The following is a 26201-nucleotide window of genomic DNA, read 5'->3' on the forward strand; positions in this document are numbered from 1 at the left end:
CTGTTTTATCTGGAGGGGATTTTTTTATGGCAAGAAAAGGACAATCATTTCAAAAATATACAGAAGAACTAAAGCGAGAAGCAGTTCGTCTTCGATTAGAAGAGAGAAAATCATTGCGAGAAATTCGTGAACAACTCGGTGTGAAGAGCGATGCCCAGATTATTGAGTGGGTAAAACGTGCGCAACAAGGGGAGTCCTTTGATGATCAACGTGGTGTCTGGAATCGAAAGAATTTTAATAGTCTAGAAGAAGAAAATGCTTATTTGAAGGCACAGGTTGAGTATTTAAAAAAGCGCAATCCAAATCTACACGGGAAGGAATGGTCCTAAAGAAAGAACGATTTTCTCTTATCGATTCATTACGCCAAGCCTATCCACTCCGATGGTTGCTTCAAATCGCGGAAGTTTCTAAGGCTGGCTACTATAAATGGCGGAAATATCATAACGTGCAGCGTTTACGTCAGAAAAGGGATATGTGGCATAAAGAACATATTTTATCTATTCATCGTCAGCACCCTTACTATGGGTATAAACGTATGACTCGTGCTTTGGCTCGAGAAGGAATGGTAATGAATCATAAACGTGTTCGTCGTCTTATGAGAGAGCTGGGTATTCAATCTATCATTCGAAAAAAACGTCCGTTTTATGGAAGAAAAACATCTGTGGTATTTAAAAATCATTTGAATCGAGAGTTTCAAGCTGAAAAGCAAAATCAAAAATTCGTAACAGATATTACTTATGTACGAATCGGAGAACAATTTGCCTATTTGTCAGCTGTGTTAGATTTATACAACAATGAAATTGTTGCCTGGAAGCTATCTTCAAGAAATGATTTAGATTTGGTTTTAACTACATTACGTCAATTAGAAGGGAAGTCATTAACTACTAAGCCCCTTTTCCATTCAGATCAAGGGTTTCAATATACATCTAAATCCTACGCAAAACAGTTAGAGAAATTAGGATTTGTCGGTAGTCATTCTAGACGTGGAAACTGTTTTGATAATGCGTGTATCGAATCATTCTTCTCACATTTAAAAACAGAGAAGTTGTATTTAGTGTGCCCAAAAACATATGAAATGGCCTACCGAGCAATTCAAGAATATATTCAATTTTATAATACAGAAAGATTCCAAGAAAAACTTCACGGCCTTTCCCCGATAGAATATCGGGAAAAGGCCGTGGCATAATACTCTTTTTATTACTGTCTACTTGACAGGGAGATGACCATTATTAGATCTCTTTTTTAATTTATCTTAACTTAATTATTCTATTCTTTTACCTAAAATTCTAATATCCCCATAACTTCTTTTGTAAATAGTTTAAAATCAGTTAAATGTTTTTCAATAATTTGACGAACAATATCTAAATTTACACTTTGATAATCATGTACAGCAATATTACGAAATCCAACCATCGCCTTTAACTTATTTGCCAGCTCTGCGCTAAGTAGTCCTGCTGTAACTAATAAATCAAAGGCCTCTCGACTAGATTGGGGTAGTCCTAATTTTTTCCCTGCAACAATATGCATTGCTAAATCAATACTCGCTTCACAAGCTCTTTGTATGTTCAATATTATTGAATCTTGTTTTGTAAAGTCCTCTAAATTTTCAGGGTCATTTCCATATACATCTTGGATTCTTTTTATACAACGCTCTATTGTAGAAATTTTATTTAAAATAACCTCATTCTTCATATATAGAACCTCTTTTCTTTATATCATCAAATACTATCTGTCGTTCTTCATTCAACTTTGAATACATTTTTAAGGTTTTCATTTCAAAAATAACCTTACGTTTTTCATCCGAACAAAATATTGTCTTTCCTGTATGTATAATCTGAGCTTGAAAAACTGTAGAAGCTTCGGATAAATCAACTAAATCAACATCTCTATGAACAATGTTAGCTAACTCCTGTGCTAATAAAAAACGTTCATAGTTCCCTAAAGTTGTGTCACTTAAATAAGCTATATCAATATCACTATCTTCTCGTTCTCTGTTCTCAGCCGTTGATCCAAACACAATTATCCAATAGGGATTCACCGTCTCTTGTAATTTTTCTATAATAGCTGTTATCATGCTTTGAAAAATCATCTCATTAATCCCCCTTAGTATACTTGAATTTTATTATATCATAACCAATCATCAAGCCTTTAAACTACTGCAAATACTTAAACAAAACTAGAAGCTTATTTCTGGCCTAAAATTATTATAGTTCAGGAATAGGTATGTTGTAGCTTTGAATCTTAAATAATTGTTTATAATCCAACACTTCGCCTGTTAAATGTCTTTTATATTTTCTTCTTGCAAAAGTAAAAGACTGACAATAACTGTCAGCCTCTTACTTTTATAACTCTGAAGAACTTTAGCCTATTTTAATATACATTCTAATAATTTAAGGATATATTGCTCTAACAAAGACTTATATATATTAATCCACCTTTAATTTTTCTTTTACTTTTGTAGGGAGTTCGTCTTTCTTAACCTCTTCCCAAGATTTCACACCTTTTTTCTCAGAGTAATATATACGTAAAAATGCTTCTTTACGAAGGTTTTTTAACGCTGTAAACTCCATTTCTTTCTCTTTACCATCCTTATCAAATCCAGGTAATTTATATTGGTAAGTCGTATCCCCATTTACATTTTTCTCTTTTAATTTTTCACCATCTTTGGTAATTTGCACATAATATGTATCTGTACCAAGACGGTTTAGGTTACAACCTGTTAATATTACTGTAAAGAAAACAAAAACACTACACATAAGCACTATTCGTTTCATATTACTCACCTCATATCTTTTCTCACAAAAATTATATCCTAATCTATTTGCTACCAAAATTCATTTCCATTACGCTAACATTACGTTTTTGTAAGGTAGTAAAAACAGCATAAAATTAAAAGGATATGAATTCATATTTCTATTGAATTCATATCCTTTGTTCTTATTGAGTAAACTATTTTACCTCATTCTAAATAGGAGGTATTTTTATTATTCTGGGAAAATGAAATTAGAGTTCCCTTCACTATTATCGGTATCCTCTTTCGGGAACGTAATAGTAGAGCCTTGATTTCCTTTATTTATTTCTTGTTCTTCAGGAAATACAATGGAAGAATCATTCCCTAAGTTTGGTGAAAAACCAAGTTTAGATAAAATGGCTTTTAAGTCAGGTAAAACACCAATTTTATCAGAGATTGGATCGTTAGATTTCGTTCCAGTACTAGGGTCGCTTAAAATATTCCTAAGCTGGCTTGGTGTATATACTTTTCCCTTATTATTTTTTGCAATTCCTTGAATTGATGCAGCAGCACCAGCAATAATAGGCGATGCACTAGATGTTCCAGCAAAACTAGATGTATATAGATTTGTTATAAATTCACTTGGTTTAGCATCTGTAGTATCTACTGCATTCCCCCATCCATACACATCCACTCTACTACCGTAATTAGAGAAATATGAACGTTTATGAGGAACCCTTGCAGAAGCTGCCCCAACCATAATTGCCCCTGAATCTTTATAATCAGGACTATTACGATTTAAAACCTGTTTACCATTACGGTCTCTAAATTGATCCAAGTCATTTCCACCGTTTGCACCTGCTTCAATAATAATAATTCCCTTATTTGTTCCCATACGAATTGCATCAAATATGTCTGGTTTTACTTCCACAGGAAAATAGTTCTTATCTCCATATCCATCGTAAGTTGCTTGTGCCTCTAGTAAAAGAATATCTCCAGCTTGCATATTGTTAACGGCACTTAAAATAGCATCAGCTGTATTATAATTTCCGTTATCCCTAATCTGGGATACAACCTTTACCTTAGCCTTTGGTGCAATCCCAATTCCACCTATGTTATTATCCTCTGCAGAAACAATTCCCAATACTGAGGTACCATGATCATGGTGTTCACTCTTATTCTGCCCAGACATCAATTCTATCTTCTGATTCACTAAATCTTCATGACTTAATAACCAACCATACTCCATATCTACAAAAGTTATTCCTTTTCCGTCTCCACCATTTATACCCCAAGCATAAGGTGCATTAATTCCTAATGGTGCTGGTTCAAGGTAACCTTGTCTTGTAAGTCTAGGCTCATCATATGGATTAACAGATAAATTTGGTAAACGCTCTTCAGGTGGCGTTTCTTCTTCCTGTAGATATGCCGTTTCAATAAGAGATGATTTCTCAAACTTTGCAAGTAAGGCTTGTACATCAATATCACCTTGATTTTCTACAATATAATAGTTTAGCAAATTGGAAGAAATATGTTCGGAGTCGTTTATTTCTCTACCTAAATCTTTAATTTCTTTAGGATTTAAAGAACTAAAAAGTCGATTTATAGTTACATTTGGATATTCGGCTAAAATTTTAATTAATTCAGGGTCTTGTTTTTCTTCTTTAATGAATTTTTCTACCCCATCCTGATATGGTAAATTTACTTCATTTTTAAATTTCAAAATTAATTGTTTCGTAACTTGCTTATGTACATTAGAATTTAATTGCTTATTTGAATAATTGTAACTAGCTGCATAGGCAACTTCTGATTTATCACTTGGAAGTAATCCACCCACCCCATTAAATGCTGTTAACGCAATTGAAGAAACTATAATTCCCTTAAAAATTTTCAAAATGTGCACCTCTTTTAATTTATATATGATTATAAAATGCTTTATATGGCCTTAATTCTTTTTATATAAGCTTCTTATATTTCCAACTCCGTTCATTTTTTAATAATTGCTTATATATCATTAATACAACTACTTCATACCATCAAACCTATTAATTTAGTTCCATAAATGTAACTATTATAGTTACACCCTTAGCAAATAGTCAATCTAATTTTTTATGCAATTTCGCATTTTAAAGAATGTCTAATTGCATCCACTTAGTCCTAAATATTTTAATAGATGTTAGGCTTCTATCATTATAGGTAATTGCATATATGTAATATAAAACATATAAAGGGGGCAAAACGTGGAAATCTCAAGACAAGATTCCTGGACTAACGATAACGATTTACTTCTCGCATCAACAGTACTCCAGAATATTCGTAACGGTGGAACACAGTTAGCTGCATTCAAAGAAGTAGCAAAATTACTAAATAGGACACCTGCGGCTTGTGGATTTCGTTGGAATTCATACGTGAGAAAACAATACCAAGAGGAAATACAACAAGCAAAACAAAATCGAAAAGTGGGAAACAATATTTCTCTCTCTGAACAAAAAAAAGAAACAAATTCTTTATCTATGACATTAGATGATATTATTCTCTTTCTAAAAAATTATAAAAAAACAAATGAATTTACAAAGTTACAAAACCAAATAGAAAATTTAGAGGCAGAAAATCAGTCCATTCTACAACGTGTAACTATGTACGAAGAAGAGTATCGTATGTTACTTAATCATATTGATAAATCAAGGAGTTTAGTTGTAATTGATTAACAGAAGCAGTAACTTACTTTTATATACTTAGGTTGTAACCTAAAAAATTACTATATATGAATTAACTTTAAATACTAATAAGTAAAGTGTACGTTTACTATTAATAAACGTGCACTTTACCTATTTCTTAAAACATAAAATTTAATTTTCAACTCATTAATAATATTAAAATTAAGATGTTTGTTTTATAGGTATTTCTTTACTTCTATTCTCAATAAGTCTATCTAATAGTAAGTAAACAAATCCAGAAATAATACAACCCACACCTAAGATTGTAAATAATATATGCCCTAAAAGCTGATCCAGTAATACACCACCTAGAAGAGGTCCAAATACATTACCTGTAATCCATTGCAAATTAGCCGCTCCCATATAAGTCCCCCTCAAATGTTCTGGAGCTATATTAGCAACAAATGTCATTTGAACAGGTGACATAATCATTTCCCCTACTGTATAAACTGTATAAGCTATTAATAATGAGCTTAGGATCCCTAAATCATTTGCGTCTATTACATGAAACCACTTTGGTAACCACCCTATTGCTAAAAGACCAACGCCAAAAAGAATGGCACCATATAGCATTGATTTACCAATTGATTTGTGAGTTAACCACTTTGAAATAGGAAATTGAAAACATACAACCAATAAGCCATTTAAAGTCATTAAATATGGAAATGGATTACTATTTCCAAAAATCATTGTATCCTCATTACTAAAATGAAGTGGTAACATACCTTCCGATTGTGAGAATCCCATAAATATAATGATTCCCGTCACTATATAAAATAGAAATATTCTATCTCTTATAACAACTCTTAACGTAAATCTTATTGACTGTTTATGTGTTTCCTCTTGTATTATGATATTTTTAGGTTTTGTTTCCTTTAGAAACAATAACATTAATATTGTATAAAACAGCATGGTTCCAGAAGTAATCAAAAATATGACATCTTTTGATACAACCACAACTGCTGCACCAATTATAGGGCCTATTGCAGCTCCTATATTATGAGCCATTCTAAGTAATCCATATGCCTCAGTTCTTTTTTCGGGTTCTGTTACATCGGTAACCATTGCAGATGCCGCTGGTTCAAAGAAAGAATTACATAGTCCTAAACCAATAGATAAAATGGCATATGCTATAAAACCATCAATAAACAAAAAAACAAGCATTAGTAGCCCATTACTGGCCATAGAGAGCACCATAGTTGGTTTTCGACCATAAGTATCTGCTATATGCCCTCCAATTAATGAACCAATACTTGCTGCAATTGGAGATAAGGCTATAATTATACCTACCTCAAGTAGAGAATCCACTTTGTCCTTCAAATATAATGCAAAAAATGGCATTAACATCATCATTGCAATACCGTTTAAAGCTTCCCCGATAAAGCGGATCCAGACATTAAGGTCCATCCCCCTTAATTCTTTCCATGTACTCCTCATATAGTTACCTCGCCTATGCTCAAAGTATATTTTTATCCCAATAAAAGTTTTACTATATTATTATTAAAATCTAAATTTAGTCGGCTATGCTGAAACCCCCGAAAAAACCTATCTTTTGATAAAGTAATATAAACTTGTCCCTATAATTTCTAGTGCCTCCTGCATACGTTGAGGAGAAATATTTTCTAAAACGGTATCTTGAGGTGTATGGAATACCTTTTCAACATGATAAATTAGGGGATTCCAACTCTCTACATCCATCCAAATAAATAGTGCTGAGGAAATTCCAGCTTCGTAAAATGGTACATGATCACTAGAATCAAACTTTCCAGTTAATACAACCGATTTCCCTAATGCTTTACTAGTGGCTACCGCAGTATTTGTTACTTCATTTTGAGAGCCATCTAGTGTCATTGCATATAAGTCCTTAGCCTGTTGGTAACTTGTCGCTATCATATCTGCATTAAAAACCCCTAGAATATGTTTCTTATCTGTTGTAGATAACTGATTAACATAATGGTAAGCACCTAAAGATTCATTTTCTTCTGCTCCAAACGCTATGAATTGAATTTCTTTATTAGTCTCTATATCTTTAAAATTGTATGCTAACTCTAATAAAAGTCCTACGCCAGAAGCATTGTCATTTGCTCCAGGTGCTCCGATAACACTATCATAATGAGCACTCATTATTGCTACATCCTCATTATCTGTCTTGTATTTGGGCTTTTTTTTCGCAATAACATTTAATGAACTCAAATTCATTTCGTGTTTTGCCTTTAAACTAACTATATTTTTATTATGCACTATTTTATCTTTCATTCTAATTCCCTGATTATAAGCAAGCCCAAATACAGGTATTGATTGTTTCTTTTTTAGAACTGGGTTAAAGGCTTCTCCATAGTTGCCTCTATCCCCAATCGTACTATATAACAATACAGCTTTTGCTCCCTTTTCTGCTGCATACTCAACTTGTTCATTATATTTCTCATACGTATCAGCTTGTTCCAGTAATACTATTTTCCCATGAATTGGCTCAGGTGAATTTTTAATATCGTTCTCTTTTCCTATAGAAACTACCGGTCCTACGACAGGATCTTTAGGTATAGATGCATTAGATGCTGCTCCAACTTGCCATTCTTTTTCTCCATACACACTAAAAGAGATACTCCCAATATATTGATCTGGTACAGGAAAGGCCTGATACTCAACTTCATACCCTAATTTTTTTAATGTATCTCCAATGTATGTAGCTGCTTTATGTTCTTCCTTAGTCCCACTTGGACGTGGACCAATTTTCTCAGACAGAAAACGTGTATGTTCAATAGCTCGACTAGCACGAACCTTATCTGACATGAGAGAACTTTGGTCGTTCTTAGTCATAGCATGTACTAGTATTACATCCTCAGATAAATTACTAAAAAGGAAAAGCAACAAAATCCCAAAAGTTACAATAAGCTTCTTTATAAGAGTTAGTTTTTTCATTTGTCCTCCCTATGATTAAAAAAGATTAATAGTAAAACCTTCCCTCCTAACACACTTACTTAGAAGAAAAGGTTCATTAAAATAATCTCTAACTCAAGTTACATGTAAAAATAAATAGACCGATAGTGCCTTTTATATCTCCAAATAATTCATTTTTGTTTGCATACCAGTAATATTTTTATGAAACCAATTAAGAGTCTCCCATGACCTCTTTCTATTCGTATAATCAGTTTCCTGAACCTCAAATACAATTCCTATGTTTTTATCCAAAGTATTGTTCTTCACTTTTAATAAAGTTTCATGTAATAAACTTTCATTAATAGATCCATTAGCCGGATTCTCTCCCTCATAGCAACGTACCTCACTATAAGGAATCGTTAAATGCTTAAAAGAACTAAAATGAAAATGTTTAATATGATCCATTAAGCTTAAATACTTATGAAAATCCTTATATTCAATTTCTTCTTGCCTTAATAATTTAGAAATACCTAAACGTGTAAGATAGGTTATAGACCAATGACATATATCCCATGTTATTCCAACGTTAGATAACTCCAAATTAACCAAATCAGTAAAATCTTCGGGATATATAAATATAGGATCAAAATCATCACCCAAGTTTCCAATAATGGGTAGGTTTTCAACACCAATCCATATATCAGTTCCTTTTATTTCTTCATCTAGCATGTTAAAGAACTCTATAATCCTTTTTCTATTATCAAGAAGATTATAGTTTTGAAATTCCGCGACATTCATGAATTGATTAGCATGCACTGTTATACCTGATGCATTATACTTTATAGCAAGGTCAATAAATTCATATAGTTGCTTTTTAATAAATTCATCATTGAGATAGTCTGCATTATCAGTAGGAAAATGCAGCGTTAACAAGGATGGATTAAGGGTTTGAACAAAAGAAAGGACCTCAGAAAACCTTTTTGTATATGAGTTATCAAATAAAGATTTCCCATCAAAAATATTTGCTTCTAATCCATAGCCTTTTTCAACCCATTTTAAGTCAATCTGTTTACTATCTAAACCAAAGAACGGGACCTGTGGTATTAACATATTCTCTTCACCTACCATGTCCCCCTTACTAACATAAATGCCTCAGCCGCTTGGTATCCTGATTTGGCACCCCATACAAATGCGTTATGTCTCATTGCTTCTATAGAGCGTGGATGAGGAAATTCCCTTAACTCAGATTCATAATGTCTCATCGCACTTAATTTCTCCTCCAAATGATCTTCAATATTTACAAAATAATTAGGATGGAACTTATCTTTTTCATTATAATTCCACTCTGTAGAAGATAAAGTTTCATATGCAAATACCCATTTGATATTAGTATTTGGCAGAGGGCGTGTCGCTGTCATTACCGCTCTGTAAACAACAGTATGATCAATATTTATATCTCCACCATATTGAGTATAAATAATTGTAGGATTTATTTTTTTAATGTGATTTTCAATCTCTTTCACTACATCAAGTAAGGGTAATGTATCAAGACGATTATCAGGGAAATCTAGTCTTGCAAAACTTTTTACACCAAGTGTAGTACATGCCCCCTCTGTTTCTTTATACGATAAGTTCTTAACCTCTAAATCTAGCTCTTTATATTCTTTAGCTCTAGAAGATTTTCCCTCTGCAAGTATTACAACATGTACATCATCACCTTGTTTCACATGTTTCGCTATTGTTCCACCAACACCAATTATTTCATCATCTGGATGAGCAGCAAATACAAGTACATTCATAGAATTTTAGACTCCTTTAATTAATTTTTCTGTTTCCTTTGGCCCACAATTTAGTAAAATATCTAAAATAGATAAATGTGGTATAAATTCCCCAAATAATTGCTTGTAGGAATAATCTCTTATTCTTTGATAAATAATTTCTATATTCTCATTCTCAAAGTCTTTTTCGTTTAAATAATCTTGCCCTAAACTTCCAGAATAATAAGTACTGGCATTAAACTTCTGACACAACTCTAATACAAAATCACTTTTCTTACCTGTAATCCCTTCTAAATCTGATACATAATATAGCTCCGTATCAATGTTTAATTCACGGATAATAAAATGAATAAAATTCATGTTCATATCATTTAAATTAAGCCAATTTTCCGAATAAAAACTTTCTAAATAATCCTTATATACATTAAAGTAAGGTGCATTAGAATAATTAATTCTTATCGCTTTCCAATGCTTCCGTTCCCAATCTTGAGTATTGTCTATCTTTAACTTATTAAATGGAATTTCTTTATAATTCTTCATTTGTATTGGAACCGTTAGCCAAGACGCTCCTTGTGAAGTTTTAATACGATTTCTATTTAAAAAACCTTTTTTTTCAAATTGTGCTATATCATGAAATACAAACACATCTGATTTATGAATTTTTTCAAAAAAACCATACCAAGGTAAATAACTTGGTTGGTGGCCACTAATAATCATAGTTTAAATCCTTTCTTTTAAACAAAAACATTTTTTCAAAGCTGCCCCCCAGTATATCTTAGGTCTAGCAATCCCTTTATTATGCGAATATCCTAAATCCGCATACTTTAATTTATTATGAATTGCTAATTCAAACGCATCATTTAGTAGTAAATATGAAGATTGTGAATTTTTCCCTTCGGTATTATTAATATTAATCCAATAATATAAAGCCTTTTTATCCATTATAAAAATGCTGGAACTAATTAATTCTTCTTCTAAGAATGCCCCTAAGAAAAGGATTTTTTCTTGTAAATTAAGAACTAAATGATAAAAAAACTCTCTACTAAATGAATAACTGGCTCCTATACTTGTATTATGTTCTTGATATAATTGGTAAAACTCATCTAATTCCGCTACAGTTATAGGACGAACTTCAACATTCTGTTTACGTGCATACCTAACACTTGTCCTAGCTTTCCCAGAACACGATGTCCATAAATCCTCAAACCTATTTGGTAGGTCTAACATATAAGTTTCTTTATAATCCCACTTTTCTTTACTATAACTTTGAAAAGGATTTATCGTTATAGGTAATAAAAGCTTTTGAATTTTATTTTCAAACTTCTTATTTATTATGGATTCATAAACCGAAAAATCTATTTTGTCTTGGCCAATTATTATTGGACCTCCATAACCAATTAAACTTCCCAAAAGCCTACCATCCTGTACATACATAGGAGTTAAAACTACTGTATCTCGTGTTTCTATTCGTACTGGGAAAAATTGAACACCAGGTAATAATTCCATTAACTTTCCCCATTCGTAACTATGAAATACAGAACCATTGTATTCTTCCATACAGGCATCCCAATATTGGGCGTCAGTACATATTTCGATTTCCATATAATCACCTTTTAATTCTTATTCTCTAAATATTTTAGAATTTGACTACATATATACTTAAGATCCTTGTCTACTAAAGGATATTTAAAAGGTATTGATAATACCCTTGGCCATAAGAAATCTATATTTTCTGACTCAGTTGCGTACTTCGAAAAAATAGGGATTTCACTCAGAGGTAAATAGTTCCAACAAGTTTGTATACCTTTTTCCGCTAAATGTACAGAACACTCATACCTATCAGATGGTTCTTTGAATATAATGGTAAAATAGTTCAAATAAACGTTCTGAGCTGAAAATATAATCTTAACGCCATACTTTTCTTCAATTTCCTGCAGCATTGTATAACACAGACTAGCGTTACATATATTCATTTCTAAAATCTTCTTTGTTTTCTGTAGGTGTTTATCAATTAACAATGAACGTACTATAGACATTCTTTTTGGATTTATAACTTCTGTTTTCTCCGGTAAAGAATCTAACTTACTATTATTATAAGAGGGCAGAATCTCTAATTTCCTCCAATAATTAGTAAATAAACTCAGTACTCTACTCTTTTTTATTCTTATACCTAATTGTGTTTTTAAATGATTCTTATAATCTAAAATCACTTCTTCCTTCTTTTCTTCATCCATGTCACACAATTCACTTATTGTACGATTAAGAAGTAACGCTCCTCCCCTATACTTGGGATTGGTTTCGTTCCCCCAAAACTTAAAATACCAATGTCGCCTAAACTACCAACTGGCTTTCCATTTTGATAAGAAAACATTGCTTGTGCAGCATCATCGATGATATATATATTATTTTCTCTAGCCCAGTCAATAATTTCTAAATCGTCATGACATCCATACAAGTGCGTAAGAATAATTGCCTTTGTATTAGCATTCAAATGTTTTTTTATTTTATTAAGAGAAATTGAATGATTAGTGTTTAAATCAATTAATACAGGTTTTGCGCCCACCGTTAATATTGCTTCTATCACATTAGGACAATTAAAGTTTGATAGAATTACTTCATCTCCCTTTGCTACTTTTAGGTACTTTAAACCCGCCACTAATGCAGATGTACCGCTATTAGTTAATATAATTTCTGTATTCGGATAAAGAGCTTGAAGACTTTTTTTAAGGTTAGAATCATTAGGTCTATATACACTTTTCAAAAAAAATACATGATCAGATAAACTCCAAAGAGAAGAATATATGGGATACTTAATTTTCTTTGGATTCTTAGGATATAGATACTGTGTTTCCATATTTCTCCCCTATTATTATCTCTAATCCTTTATCTAATGAAATAATTGGTTGATAGTTTAAAAATAATTTAGCTTTCTCTATTGAAGGTATTCTTCTAAAGATTTCAATGCTAGAATTTCTGACTCCCTCTTCACCTAAATCAAGAAATTTAATTTTACTTTTATTGCCCATTAATTCATTAATTTTTATTGCTAGTTCTTCCATAGATATAGGTTTGTTATTGCCAACATTAAAATCTGCAAAGTTCTCTCCTTCATATTCAAAGGCTAGTATAGTTCCGTTAACAATATCACTTATATAACTAAAACATCTAATTTGCTGTCCATCTCCATAAATAGTAATATCTTCACCACTATGAGCTTGTTTTAAAAACTTAGAAATTACAAAGTTATCATTTTGTTGTGAACCGTATACATTAAAATAACGTACCACTCTGATTTTCAAACTATCACTAGCATATTCTTTCAAATAATCTTCGGACATTAATTTAGCTTTTCCATAAGCTGATTTTGGCATTTTAATATCATTTTCTTTAAACGGAACACTCACGCCATCCCCATATACCTCTGAACTGGAAGAAAACAATAATTTCTCTATACCATTTTCGCTACAAACCTGTACAATATTTTTCGTACCTTCAAAGTTCACCCTCACTACATCTTCTTCATTTAAACGGCAATTATCAACACCCACTAATGCAGCTAAATGGATTAACCCATCGACATCAATAAGATTTTCTCTTAATGTTGCAATATCTAAAATATCAATTTCCTTAAAAGGAACATCAATACTCGGTTTAAATTTATCAAATATAACTACTTCATACCCCCTTGCTAGTAACTCCTTTGTAACATGCTTACCAATAAATCCGCTGCCACCAATAACCCCAATTTTCATAAATATTTACCTCCCTATTTTTAATTGATATAGACTTTTTAAAGACGTTATAATATGTTCAACTTCATTGTCTGTAAGAGCACTATACAGTGGTAATGAAATAATTTGATTAAATATCTCTTCCGTTTTAGGTAAATATACGTTAAATCTCTCTTCATAATACGGATGCATATGAACAGGAATAAAGTGAACACTCAGCCCAATATTTCTCTTTTTCATTTCTTGAATTACCTGATCTCTACTAACAGGAGAATTAGAATTAATTTTTATAACAAATAAATGCCATGCGTGTTTTACACTTGGATCGTTAGTATAATTAGGTAACGTTATATATTCTTGAACCTCTTTTAATTCCTCTTGGTACCTTTCAGCTATTCTCTTCCGTTTTTCAATCATTTCATCAGCTCTTTTTAACTGACTAATACCCAAGCTAGCTTGTAGATCCATCATGTTATATTTAAACCCAGGTAATAGAACATCATAACGCCAGCTTCCTTCTTCACCATAACGATTCCATGCATTTTTGGTGATACCATGCCAACCATATAATCTAGCTTTTTCAGCAATCGATTCATTTTTAGTGACTAACGCTCCACCTTCACCTGTTGTTATATTTTTTGTGGCATAAAAACTGAAACAAATAACATCTCCATGTGTACCAATTAAAGTATTATCATATTTTGTCCCTAATGCATGCGCTGCATCCTCTATCAAAAACAGTCCGTATTCTTTACATAATTTTTGAAGTTCTTTTAATTTAGCCGGGTATCCAGCAAAGTGAACTGCAATAATTGCTTTCGTTTTTTTAGTGATTTTTCTTTTAACATCTTGAAGATCAAGGCATAAATTCTCTTCATCTATGTCTACAAATACAGGTTTTGCACCTACATGCATAATAACGTTTACACTTGAACAAAAAGTAAAACTTGGAACTATTACTTCGTCTTCTAATCCAACTCCCAGAGACAGTAATGCTAAATGTAATGCGGCAGTCCCTGAATTACAACTTACTACATGTTCAGTATTCAGATATTCTTTTAAATTCTCTTCAAACTCTATCACTTTTGGCCCCTTTGAAAGCCATCCAGATTTAAGGGCAGAAACTACCCTCTCTATATCTTCATCATTGATTTCCGGTCGATAAAAAGGAATAAACTCTACCATGTAATCACCTACAAACTTATAATATTTTTTTTATATACTGATTCATCTTTAAATATGTTTCTTGTGTCTAAAATTAAACAATTTACCTCATTAAGCAATTTAAAATTAATGCAATCATGATCCGTATGAACAATAATTAAAGTGTATTTGTCTAATTGACTTAGGTTTAAATCTATAGATTTTTTCAATGTGTTATCGCCCACAATGAGTTCCTCTATAAACGGATCGTAATAATCCACGTTATAGTCCTCTATCATTAAATCATTCATAATATCCAAAGCTGGCGATTCCCTAGCATCATTAACATTCTTTTTATATGCAACACCAACGATAAGAATATCCTTACCATCTTTATCATCTAGTAACTGTAGTGCTCTATTAAGAACGTACTTAGGCATGTTTTCATTAATTTCTCTTGCCACATCAATCATTTTTGTTGCTAAATCCTTATTATTTGCAATCCACTTAAAATAAATAGGATCAATCGGAATACAGTGTCCTCCTACGCCAGGGCCAGGATAGAATTTTTGAAATCCAAATGGCTTAGTTCCTGAGGCATCAATTACTTCCCAGATATTTATGTTTAACTCATTACAAATTTGTGTCATTTCATTAATAAAAGCGATATTTATAAAACGATACGTATTTTCTAATAACTTAGCTGTCTCTGCTACTTCTGGACTGCTTACCTTATGAATATCCTTAATTAAGTTACTATAGAAAGCTGCTGCACAATCGGTACAATTAGATGTAACTCCACCTACGATTTTTATAATATCTTGAATTGAAAACGATTGATTTGCAGGATCGATTCGCTCTGGAGAGTATGCTACAAATATATCTACACCAATTTTAAAATTAGTTTTCTGTTCTAATTTGTAGAAAACTTCTTCTCTTGTAGTACCTGGATAAGTAGTACTTTCTAAGACAATTAATGTACCTTTTTTAATGTATTTAACTATTTCATCAACTGCTGAATGAATATATGTTAAATCTGGTTGTTTACTAGTTCTTTCTAATGGTGTAGGAACACATATAACTACAACATCACATTCGTTTATATCATTCATTTCTGTACTAACAAAAAATCTATTTGTATGTAAAGCATCTTGGATTTCAGTATCTTGAATATCACTGATATAACTTATTCCACGTTCTAGTTTTCTTATTTTTGCTGAATTTTTATCAAAACCTCTTACCGCATAGCCTACTTCTAAACATTTAAGAGCCGATGGTAGTCCAACATAACCTAGGCCTACATATCCAATACACGCATTTTTATTTGCAATTTTTTCAACTAATAAACTTTTAGTTTCATTATTTAATACTGTGACCATTACTTATCACTTCCCCAAAAGATTTGATATTAAAATGCATACTAGCAAATAATAACTGTGCGTTCTAAAATCCCATGGATGCATATAAAATACTGAATTAGCAACAACCTACATTTTTAGCACTATCAATCCTCCTAATTTAATAAACATCTAAATTTGTAAAAACTCATGTGAAATATCAAGGTGTAATTTATATCTATAATATTCACACGTTATTTTTTGGGATTCAATTGATATTTTTCTATTTTTTTACTTTCTCAATATATAATAATATTTATTATTCCGAAAATTCTTTCTTTAAAAACCAAATATTTTTATATCATTAAAACAACATAATAGTTGTTATATCTACATTTAGTACAATTTTCATCCTTGAATAAAGAAAAAATCGCGCATACAATCATCCAATAAATTCTATTTGTTGGTTGTTTAAATGAACATTTAACCATAACTAAAATGGATAAATTTTATGTTTTTTACTTTTCATTAAAATTAATGGAAAAAGATCTATCTGAATTATAAAAAACAATTTGAAATATATTCAAATTGTTGACATAACAGATAAATATATTAACACTTGTTGATTTTGTAATAATTCTTAAATACATATACTCACTAATGCTATCCACAAATCATAATGAAGCATTACATCAAAAAAAAATCGCAACTCTCCATATTTAATGGGTGTTGCGATTTTTATGTACCAATAATTTTTATAAATTTTGCGTTAACCTAATCATATCCATACATTGAATACCATTTTCATATATTTCTTCATTGTAATTTCGTAAGAAAAAATCCTTATCCACACTGGTTATTCTAAAACCACATTTTTGATAAAGGCCTAATTGCATTAAACTAGAATTTCCCGTGCCTATTTCTATAGTTTTATATTCTTCTTTTTTAGCATAGTCTATAGCAAATTCAAGTAAATATTTCCCATATCCTTTTCCTTGCTCTTTTTCGGAAACTGCTATATTTATAATCTCAATTGTTTCAGGGCAAGTAGGAATTAAAATCATAATACCTACAGTAACCGTATCTTTTTTTAAAACAAAGCATTCTCCCTTTTTTAGGTATCCATTAACTACTTCTATTGAAGGATCAGCTAGTAATAACAACTCCATTTCTTCCATATTAACATTTGTAATTTTTTCAATACTAATTCCATCCCAATTATTTAATTCCATCTCTAACATCCTCCCAATTAATATTTTCAATTAATATCTTAATTGAATTCATTCTCACAAAACAATATTAATAACAATTTTAATATTTAGTAGGTAGTTACTATTCTTTATTAGAAAAAAACACATACAAATTGTATGTGTTTTTTCTAATAGAGATTTTTAGCTCATGTTACATCTTCTCTAATATTTCTTGTCTTTCACACCATTTCGTTAGCTTTTCTAATGCCTTTTTAGATAAACGTTTTGTTTTATAATTACAAAACCTAGATAATGTAGACGGAGAAATACTAATTTCATCTGCTATTTCACGTATGCTTACTTTTTTTTCATTGTGTACCTTCAGTATTTGGTCACGGATCTTCTTCTCTATTTGTTCGACTGATTCTACAGTCTTCTTTACCTCTTTAACAACTGTTACTTCAGGTAATTGTTCTTGAGGTTCTTCTATACTTTTCTTTTCAATTACCCTATCCATTGATAGTAGCATTTCCTCAGGTGGTAAAATCGTTATTCCTAAGTTTGCATAATAATTTTTAAACCAGTTACGTTTTCCAATCTGTTGTTCATCAAGCGGATCACTATACTCCCAATGAGAGATTACTTTTTCATTTTCTAAATCCATTAGAACATTTTCTAACTGTTCTCTAATACGATTTGGCTTCCAATCTTTTGGGATATCCATTACTGATAGTAATCCCTTATCCCCTCCTATAGAATATGGCTTTTTCAATGATGAATACATTTGTCTAATTCTCCACTGCCATGTTAAGTATCGAATTAACCTTTTATGATATTTGTGTCTATAACTATTGTATTCAAGTGCTTTTTTAGACAATAATGCCGTTGTATTATTTGATCCGTATAAATAATTGGTTAAAAAGCTACCTGGTTTAATACGACAAGATTCAATGCCCATATATTCATTTGTAACACTATGTCTCCACAATACAACCGAATCTAATACAAATAATCGTTTAACAACCTCACGCTTTAATTCTAGTCGCTCCCCATCGTCTTCACGGTCATTTAATACTACGACTTCATTATCATCATTTAAATAGATAAAAATACTTGCTAAAGCCGCAATTCTCTTTGCTATTTTAATTTTATCTTCCGCTCTATAGTATTCTTTATTTTTCACTACCGTTTTTGGAATGTTGCACATCTCTAAAACTTGCTCATAAGAAAAATCAATGAATTCGTCTGGAGATTTTGCTTCGTTTATCCATTGTATTGTAATTGCATCTAAACAATCTGCCGTTAAATCATCCATATTACTCATTACATCATCGACAAGGGTATTCCATCGAGCAGCTTCTTCTATATTTGTAAGTCTTAAATCTTCATCTTTGTGTGAAGAAAGCTGTGCTACACCATTAGAAGATTTTGTATCAATAGGATATTGTAAAACCTTACTTAACTCATCTTCTTCAAATTGATTTTTTGCAATCCCATCTCTTAGCTTATAATAAACAGCAGAGTTATTTACCTCATAATAATCCTCATGGTTTACTACGTTTGTCTTATCTATATTTTGATCATTTTCTAATATTTTTGAACTTGAAGGTGCTACATTTTGAAATTCTTTTTCTATAAATCCTTCAATTTCTTTATATATTTCTTCCTTATAGGAATCAATTTTCGCATAAATTTGTACTAATGTAATACCGGATTCTTGCTTTTTTTCTAACCAAGACACTAATGCAGTAAATGATGAAGAAGCATGGGGTGAGGTTAATACTTTATTATTGTTGTTTTCAACATCTTTAAAGTATGCATTCCACTTCTTCCATACTAGCTCATTCGTTTTATAAATTGGCTCAGAGATTAGTAATGCATCCCGAAACATTTGTATTAAGTTATCCACTTTATATTCCTCCCTAAACCATGGATCACAACAAAGTAGTTTTCATTATAAGGTTTCTTACTACTATTATATTTAATTTATTGTAACAGATATTTACAAGATTTTGCGTCTTTCTTTCCTTAACCACTTAACTTGCAACAGATTGCTCTTTCTTTTACCTATTCTTCTTTACTTGCATTCTTTTTGCGCTTTGCTTTCCTTAACCCCTTAACTTGCAACAAATTGTTCTTTCTTTTACCTATTCTTCTTTACTTACATTCTTTTTGCGCTTTGCTTTCCTTACATCCTCAACTTGCAACAGGTTACTCTTTCTTTTACCTATTCTTCTTTACTTGCATTCCTTTTGCGCTTTACTTTCCTTACATCCTTAACTTGCAACAGGTTGCTCTTTCTTTTACCTATTCTTCTTTACTTGCATTCCTTTTGCGCTTTACTTTCCTTACATCCTTAACTTGCAACAGGTTGCTCTTTCTTTTACCTATTCTTCTTTACTTGCATTTCTTTTGCGCTTTGCTTTCCTTACATCCTCAACTTGCAACAGGTTACTCTTTCTTTTACCTATTCTTCTTTACTTGCATTTCTTTTGCGCTTTGCTTTCCTTACATCCTTAACTTGCAACAGGTTGCTCTTTCTTTTACCTATTCTTCTTTACTTGCATTCCTTTTGCGCTTTACTTTCCTTACATCCTTAACTTGCAACAGGTTGCTCTTTCTTTTACCTATTCTTCTTTACTTGCATTTCTTTTGCGCTTTGCTTTCCTTACATCCTCAACTTGCAACAGGTTGCTCTTTCTTTTACCTATTTCATTCAACTTGCAACGCGTTTGCGGTATCCTTTCCCTATTTCATTCAACTTGCAACAGTATATTTTATTTCTCAACCTAGTAATTTTAAAATTTTTAAGCCACTTTTCTTATATTTTGAGTAAGTTACATACATAAAATGCAACATGTTTGCGGTATCCTTTCCCTAACTCCTTACCACTTTTCACTCCAACCCCATATATATCAAGCTTTTAAAGGTTTTTTATTTAATTCTTTATGTATCATTCAACTTGCAACACGTTTGCGGTATTCTTTCCCTTATTTTTCACCCAAGATGCAACACTGTTTGCGGTATCTTCCCCCTATTTTCAATCTATAAATACCAACAAATCCTTTTATATCAAGGATAATCATTGTAATTTATTTTAAATAATTATCCTCACCAACTTGCAACACGTTTGCGGTATCCTTTCCCTAACTCCCCTGCCATTTCTACTCTAATCCTATATATATCAAGGGCTTAGGTGTTTTTCTGCTCATTCATATACATATCATCAAACTTGCAACATGTTTGCGGTATCCTTAACACAAAAAAAAAATAAAAAATTCTCTTAACCCTTGATACGACTAGCTTCATAAGCTGTTGCAAGTTGCTATTTTTCTTCTTAAAGGAGCACGTTTCAGCATTTTTCATTTTGCTATAATCAAAATTGGTATATTTTATAGTATTTTGACATATATTTCTGAATTTGTAGAACGGAGGTGAAAAAGATGGGGAAATCATTTGTGATACGTAATCAACGTAGCTTAAATGGTGAAACAACAAACGCAGTTTTAGTAACACTAAAGTCTTGGCAAAAACTTGTGGAAGCATTTGAAGAGAAGTACTACAGCTATAAAGATACATATTTAGAAGATATTCTGCAGCACATGACATACGAAGAACGTATTGCTGACGTAGAAGGCTTTGTCGAAAAAGCCAAGCCATCTTTTTCACGTCGCGCAATGTCTGCACTTGCAGAAAAAACCGGAAGAAAACATAAATTATACGGTATTACGAATGCTGATCTCGAAGTTTTCTTATATCTACATAAGAAATGCTTTACTAATGGTGTCATTCCAAATGTAACAATACATATGATGTGGGAAGATTACAAGCAATACAAAGAAGAATTTGCTTATATCCAACACTCTCAATTCTATATTGCATTAAAGAAATTAAACTTACATAACATTATCTCCATTGAAAACGGACTAGATGGCCGTTATACAATTAAACTCACTCATTTTATAAATGAGGAAACAGAAAAAGCAAATCCATACGTATATATTAGTCCTGTTGTATTTACAAAGGCTTTCTTTAAACTCTCTGTAGCAGCTAAGAAACTATTCTTAGACATTGCGATGCAACAACATACGGAAACAACATTAAAGCGTTCTTTGGACAAGCAGGACGAAAGAGGAAACAAAACTCACTTTGGCGGGATGTATCGTTTCTTACATAAAAAATATCCACATCAGATCCGTGCAGTTATCGAAGAATTAACTACTGCATTACCATGTACGGGGAATCCCCTGTTCAAAATTTGCAAAATGCAAAAAGGGGTAAAGCATACAAAACGATATACGACATTATATCTGTCTATCCATTCAGACTTCTTATGTTCGAAAGAAGCTGGAGAAGAACAACATAGGGATCCATTTACACCAAAAACTACCTATGCTCGTAAGGCGAAATTTATCGAAGCAGTTCTACAAGAGATGAATATCGGTGAACTGTCTGCAGACATGAATAAATTCATTCATGTATTAAAGCATACGTGTCATCGTCAAATCCGTAGTGTAATTCGCGGACTTCGTGACATGATTGATAGAAAAGAAGGATATCCAACAAAAATTGTATATACATTGAAAAAACTATTACATCAAACATCTCAATATCAAATCCTTGATGCTGCAGCGAAAGAAGGTATCTACCCTCTTATTGCGCAACATATACCAAAAGAGAGAAATAGTGACCGTGAGCAAGCTGTCTTTAATTTTGGTCTACATTACTCTATGTACTCTCTTCATAACATTAAGAAGATGTTTAAAAATGTGCATGCACTACTGAAGCAGAAGTTTGCTGTACCAGTGACGGAAGAGTCTTATCACCGTAATTATCTAAAATACCAGGAAGAAACGTTATTTAGAAAATATGCATACGATCAAGGTGTGAATCTCCATGCATATATCGCTTTAGAAATTGAAATGCGTGAAAAGCTAAAAGTTCGTGGTCATAAAGAACGCACGATTCCAAGTGATGTGCGCGAATGGTTTATCGAGGCTATTGATAAGCTGCCACAAGAAAAACTTCGTGTGATTGAGCTACCAAAGCAGTTTAATTTACTAGAGTTTATGCGTACCTTCGAACATTTAGTACGTGCTGGTATAACAATAACAACTCCAGGTCAGGTGCTAACCGCAATGGAAATAAAATAATAGCAACGAGCTCTCTATTTTTGAAAAAATCGAAAATAGAGGGCTATTCGTTTTTGTTTCATTAACAATCCTTTTCTACTACTTTATTCATAAATACCAAATCAGAAGGACTTCATGTAAAATGAAGTCTTTTTTTATGCACTTCTATACAAATTCTCTTCTACCTATACATAATTCTCCACACAACGCTAGGGAGTATTCTTCTTATGTAGTAAAACCTATCCCATAATACCTACAAAAAATCAGAAAGAAAATTATAAAAACAGTGGATATGAGGACAAATATAATCAAATGTGAATAATATTTTCCCAATATCCTTGAGAATACTAGTGTCGTTGAATATATCTAATAAAAATCATCAATAATAATGTGAGTTATGTGTAAATACTGAGTAATGTTAACAAATAGCAGCTTAATCTGAATAAAATGTGGATAATTAGAGGATTAATACCAACGCATTTACCAAAATAAAGAAAATAACTTCTATTTACAAGATTGAATAAATATAATGTGATTGGTATCAAATTCTTTCCGATTTCATGTAGAAATATAGTATTTCCTTTCTGCTTTTTTGTAGAATTGAAAGTCTAATAATCCTTAAATCTACGGATACATTTTCTACTATTTATGATTTTTTACGTCCTAATATTAAATTTTCCCTTGTGGGAGTAGATCTTTCCCCTATTTTTGATAACCTATAATAGTTTTATCTTTATTTCTTTTTAATATATAAGATATATATTTATAATAGATTTTAATATTACTAGTGTGCTTGTTAATAAGATGTCTGACCTAATTGAAAATATTTGTAAATTGCGTTATAATAATGGTAATTAAACATATCATTACCCACATAAAAAAAGGCAAACCTAAGTATCCCTATCAGGATGAGGTTTGTCCTTTTTTCATTTTAATAAACAATTTATATTGGAAGGATTAAACATGGCTGTATTAAAAAATACAACTTATATAGAAATGAATGCCTATAACAAGATTGGATTTTTTAAAGGGAGTCTTTGGGATTAGTTTTTGTAGTGCCTTTTTGAAGTATTATGATAGCCCTATTTATTTGGTTTTATAAATAATAATCAACATATCAAAAAAGCAAAGGGCGGTAGTTTTTTGTTTAGAATAAAATTTAATTAGAATTTTTTTACAAAATCTTATTTGATAAAAAACAAAAGGAAGGCCTTTTTAAAAAAATTTGATCAGAATTCACTTATGATTATTTTATTATGTTAATATCACAGTTAATGCTAAATGAGAGAAAATAATTAATTTTATTTTAGTATTTCCTTTCAAATTAAAAATTTATAAGTATTCAGGAAAATACAATTTTAAATTTTCATATAAAGGTTATAATATACTAAGAAATTTCTAGACGAGAGGTGTACAATGAAAAAATCTTTAGCTAACTATATTTTGTGGGGCTGTTGTTTGTGGGTACTTATGCATCAAATTCTTTTGGCATTCCCAGCTAAATATGAATTTCTATATAACTTGGGAATGTTATTACAAGCATTTACTCTTTCCTATATAGCGGCATATCTTTTTTATGCCGTATACACTATTCTTCCAAACTTAAAATTCCAAAAACAAATAAACCCTGTTATGTACCAAGAATTAAGTGATTTATGGGAAGTATGTAATAAATTCAGCTATCAATTAGCCCATCATTCTAATGTAACTGCATACCAAAATTCAGATAAGAACTTTAGTGTTACAGTTCCAAAACAAATCGAAAACTTGCCTGTATTCCCTGGTGCAGTAAATAATTCAAAAAATGATATTAGTGATGGTAAATTGATTAATTTACAAAGAGAAAGCTTTAATTGTTGGAGCGACGCTATTCAATATGTCATTGGCCAAACTGACAAATCGATCAATCTAATTATAAGTTTAAAAGACATTCTTCCTGAGGAAACAAAAGAAACGTTAGTGAAAATTGTTTTAATGCAGAAAGCGCTTGCTGATTTTCAACATATTGCAAAACAATACGAGAGTTTAGGGCGTTTCGAAAAATTTAATCACCCTTTTATTCAGAGGGAAATGATTAAATTTTATGAGGCATTAGAAGACTTAGCGACATACAAAGTTAAACATGATAAATACACGAAAGAACAATTTACTATATACAAACAAAACTTAAACAATACAAACTCTAATTAATACATTGCAAAGCTTTATTTACCTGTATCCCCCATTTCGAGCGTCTTTTTTAGAAATACCTTGACTTTTTTTAAGTTACAGTAGCAGGTCTTTCACTTATTTTCTGTTATAATATATCCAAAGAAATTAGGTGATTATAATGCAAGAGAAAATAAGTTTAGAAGAAACATTAGAAGCATTTTCTGCTTATTTAACAGAAAAAGGTCTAAACAGTCTACGATCCAACGTTATGCATACGACATAAAAGATTTTTATAGATGGTTGAATCAAAATGAGTTGCTTTTACATATAAAATCATGGAATGAAAAATCCTCAGATGATTATCAAGCTTATTTCTCAGTGTTAGAAAACAAACGAGAATATTCTCTTAAAACAAGGCACAGGATATGGGTAGTTTTAAAGAGGTTACACATGTTTTTAGGCATAGTTAGTCCATTAGATGATATTCATCTCTCTTTAATTCCGGATCAGTCACTAAATGACAATGATTTTATTACCGAATTGGAAGAAACACTTTTAAAACAAATTGTTCTATCAACAAATAGGTTAACAAAAAGACAAGCTAAATATCGGCCTCTAATCATGGATAGAAACGCTTGTATAATTAATTTAATAGTAAACTACGGTTTGTCTTTACGAGAGCTTGTATCGCTTAATATGAGCCATATACAGTTTGCCTGGAACATTTTAATTGTTCCAGGTAAAAACGGAGTTACTAGATCTGTCTTCTTAACAGCTGAAGATACACAGCAGCTTTACAGATATTATTCGACTATCCCAGAACCCGTAAGACCTCGACAATACACAAATAATCCCCTATTTATAGCATTTAATTTTAATCGAGGTACTTATCGATGGGTTTACGAAAATGATGTACCAAAGGCTTTGTCTGAGGTTGCTATACAAAAGATGATTCGACTTGAAGTGAAACGAACAGAATTAGATAGGCGTATTTCTGCACAGCAAATGCGAAATACTTTCATTATTCGCATTAGTAAGCATACTAGGATTCAAAACTAAGATATCTTTAAAAAGATATTATCAGTATCTAGAAACAAAATCGTACATCATAAATAAGAATAATTAACTACTAAAAATAAAATTAGAGAATGGAGATTAAAATGACAAAAGAAGTATTTCAAATAAGTCTTGATCCCACAATTATTGAAATATTAAGAGATGACGTAAATGAGCAACAAAATATAACCATAAATAAAAAAGATGGTGAACACCGGTCGTGGGATAAAATATACGCTACAATGGATAGACTTGATGACACTGTTGAGTATTTAAATGGGATTAAATGCAGGTAAAATTGCTTAGAGAATAAATGCTTACTAAATAAGAATATTCCTAACGAATTAAAATACCGAAG

At 31.4% G+C, this 26201-nt stretch carries 20 protein-coding genes and 2 pseudogenes; 6 read left to right on the forward strand and 16 right to left on the reverse strand.

The window, feature by feature from the left end:
- The first annotated feature begins 26 nt into the window (after positions 1–26).
- Positions 27–1186, forward strand: a protein-coding gene (locus tag B9A45_RS31070) for an IS3-like element ISBth8 family transposase (protein ID WP_087874946.1) whose coding sequence is annotated in 2 segments (ribosomal slippage) — positions 27–285 and positions 285–1186 — 1161 coding nt in all. Because the reading frame shifts where the segments join, the coding sequence is not laid out codon by codon here.
- A gap of 92 nt (positions 1187–1278) precedes the next feature.
- Here the strand turns inward: B9A45_RS31070 and B9A45_RS31075 are convergent.
- The 4 genes from B9A45_RS31075 to B9A45_RS31090 form a co-directional block, all read right to left on the reverse strand.
- A complete protein-coding gene (locus tag B9A45_RS31075) occupies positions 1279–1692 on the reverse strand; it encodes a type VII toxin-antitoxin system HepT family RNase toxin (RefSeq protein ID WP_061139844.1) in 414 nt (137 codons plus the stop codon).
- Positions 1682–2089 carry a type VII toxin-antitoxin system MntA family adenylyltransferase antitoxin gene (locus B9A45_RS31080; RefSeq protein ID WP_000577223.1) on the reverse strand — a complete coding sequence of 136 codons (408 nt, stop codon included), beginning with the start codon at positions 2087–2089 and terminating at the stop codon, positions 1682–1684. The genes B9A45_RS31075 and B9A45_RS31080 overlap by 11 nt, the downstream gene beginning before the upstream one ends.
- Positions 2090–2426: 337 nt before the next feature.
- Complete coding sequence (locus tag B9A45_RS31085; RefSeq protein WP_084065912.1) at positions 2427–2774, reverse strand: YxeA family protein; 348 nt, start codon at positions 2772–2774, stop codon at positions 2427–2429.
- Positions 2775–2984: 210 nt separating this feature from the next.
- Positions 2985–4625 (reverse strand): S8 family peptidase, encoded by a 1641-nt coding sequence (locus B9A45_RS31090; protein ID WP_084065913.1) that lies wholly within the window; start codon positions 4623–4625, stop codon positions 2985–2987.
- Positions 4626–4971: 346 nt separating this feature from the next.
- Between B9A45_RS31090 and B9A45_RS31095 the strand changes: the two genes are divergently transcribed.
- Positions 4972–5439, forward strand: a complete 468-nt coding sequence (locus tag B9A45_RS31095; protein WP_084065914.1) for an RsfA family transcriptional regulator — start codon at positions 4972–4974, stop codon at positions 5437–5439.
- A 171-nt stretch (positions 5440–5610) separates the two neighbouring features.
- Here the strand turns inward: B9A45_RS31095 and B9A45_RS31100 are convergent, their stop codons facing one another.
- The 12 genes and pseudogenes from B9A45_RS31100 to B9A45_RS31155 all read right to left on the reverse strand — a co-directional run bounded on the left by B9A45_RS31100 (position 5611) and on the right by B9A45_RS31155 (position 19413).
- A complete protein-coding gene (locus tag B9A45_RS31100) occupies positions 5611–6885 on the reverse strand; it encodes an MDR family MFS transporter (protein ID WP_084065915.1) in 1275 nt (424 codons plus the stop codon).
- Between the two features lie 108 nt (positions 6886–6993).
- Entirely contained in the window at positions 6994–8367 is a 1374-nt protein-coding gene (locus B9A45_RS31105) for a M28 family metallopeptidase (RefSeq protein WP_084065916.1), read from the reverse strand.
- Positions 8368–8499: 132 nt separating this feature from the next.
- A complete protein-coding gene (locus B9A45_RS31110) occupies positions 8500–9435 on the reverse strand; it encodes a TIM barrel protein (protein ID WP_084065998.1) in 936 nt (311 codons plus the stop codon).
- A gap of 11 nt (positions 9436–9446) precedes the next feature.
- A complete protein-coding gene (locus B9A45_RS31115; RefSeq protein ID WP_084065917.1) occupies positions 9447–10124 on the reverse strand; it encodes a PIG-L deacetylase family protein in 678 nt (225 codons plus the stop codon).
- Positions 10125–10130: 6 nt separating this feature from the next.
- Positions 10131–10820: a WbqC family protein gene (locus B9A45_RS31120; protein WP_084065918.1), complete on the reverse strand. Its 690-nt coding sequence runs from the start codon at positions 10818–10820 to the stop codon at positions 10131–10133.
- A 3-nt stretch (positions 10821–10823) separates the two neighbouring features.
- Entirely contained in the window at positions 10824–11705 is an 882-nt protein-coding gene (locus B9A45_RS31125; protein WP_084065919.1) for a GNAT family N-acetyltransferase, read from the reverse strand.
- A gap of 11 nt (positions 11706–11716) precedes the next feature.
- A pseudogene (locus tag B9A45_RS33325) lies at positions 11717–12957 on the reverse strand (aminotransferase class V-fold PLP-dependent enzyme).
- Positions 12932–13855 (reverse strand): NAD-dependent epimerase/dehydratase family protein, encoded by a 924-nt coding sequence (locus B9A45_RS31135; protein WP_084065920.1) that lies wholly within the window; start codon positions 13853–13855, stop codon positions 12932–12934. Before B9A45_RS31135 ends, B9A45_RS33325 begins: the two are co-directional and overlap by 26 nt.
- A 6-nt stretch (positions 13856–13861) precedes the next feature.
- Positions 13862–15019, reverse strand: a complete 1158-nt coding sequence (locus B9A45_RS31140; protein ID WP_000229114.1) for a DegT/DnrJ/EryC1/StrS family aminotransferase — start codon at positions 15017–15019, stop codon at positions 13862–13864.
- A gap of 8 nt (positions 15020–15027) precedes the next feature.
- Positions 15028–16356, reverse strand: a complete 1329-nt coding sequence (locus B9A45_RS31145) for a nucleotide sugar dehydrogenase (RefSeq protein WP_084065921.1) — start codon at positions 16354–16356, stop codon at positions 15028–15030.
- A 713-nt stretch (positions 16357–17069) separates the two neighbouring features.
- The gene (locus B9A45_RS31150; RefSeq protein ID WP_084065922.1) at positions 17070–17546 is read right to left on the reverse strand and encodes a GNAT family N-acetyltransferase; all 477 of its coding nucleotides are present in this window, start codon (positions 17544–17546) and stop codon (positions 17070–17072) included.
- A 169-nt stretch (positions 17547–17715) separates the two neighbouring features.
- Positions 17716–19413, reverse strand: coding sequence for a helix-turn-helix domain-containing protein (locus B9A45_RS31155; protein ID WP_084065923.1), 1698 nt, complete (start codon positions 19411–19413; stop codon positions 17716–17718).
- A 1534-nt stretch (positions 19414–20947) separates the two neighbouring features.
- Between B9A45_RS31155 and B9A45_RS31165 the strand changes: the two genes are divergently transcribed.
- From B9A45_RS31165 to B9A45_RS31185, 4 genes and pseudogenes are all read left to right on the forward strand, one after another.
- Positions 20948–22657 carry a hypothetical protein gene (locus tag B9A45_RS31165; RefSeq protein WP_084065925.1) on the forward strand — a complete coding sequence of 570 codons (1710 nt, stop codon included), beginning with the start codon at positions 20948–20950 and terminating at the stop codon, positions 22655–22657.
- Between the two features lie 1395 nt (positions 22658–24052).
- Positions 24053–24826: a hypothetical protein gene (locus B9A45_RS31175; RefSeq protein ID WP_084065926.1), complete on the forward strand. Its 774-nt coding sequence runs from the start codon at positions 24053–24055 to the stop codon at positions 24824–24826.
- A gap of 139 nt (positions 24827–24965) precedes the next feature.
- A pseudogene (locus B9A45_RS31180) lies at positions 24966–25913 on the forward strand (site-specific integrase).
- A 34-nt stretch (positions 25914–25947) separates the two neighbouring features.
- Positions 25948–26139, forward strand: coding sequence for a hypothetical protein (locus B9A45_RS31185; protein ID WP_256891742.1), 192 nt, complete (start codon positions 25948–25950; stop codon positions 26137–26139).
- The last annotated feature ends 62 nt before the right edge of the window (positions 26140–26201 follow it).

Source organism: Bacillus sp. JKS001846 (genome assembly GCF_900176455.1).
Lineage (GTDB): Bacteria > Bacillota > Bacilli > Bacillales > Bacillaceae_G > Bacillus_A > Bacillus_A cereus.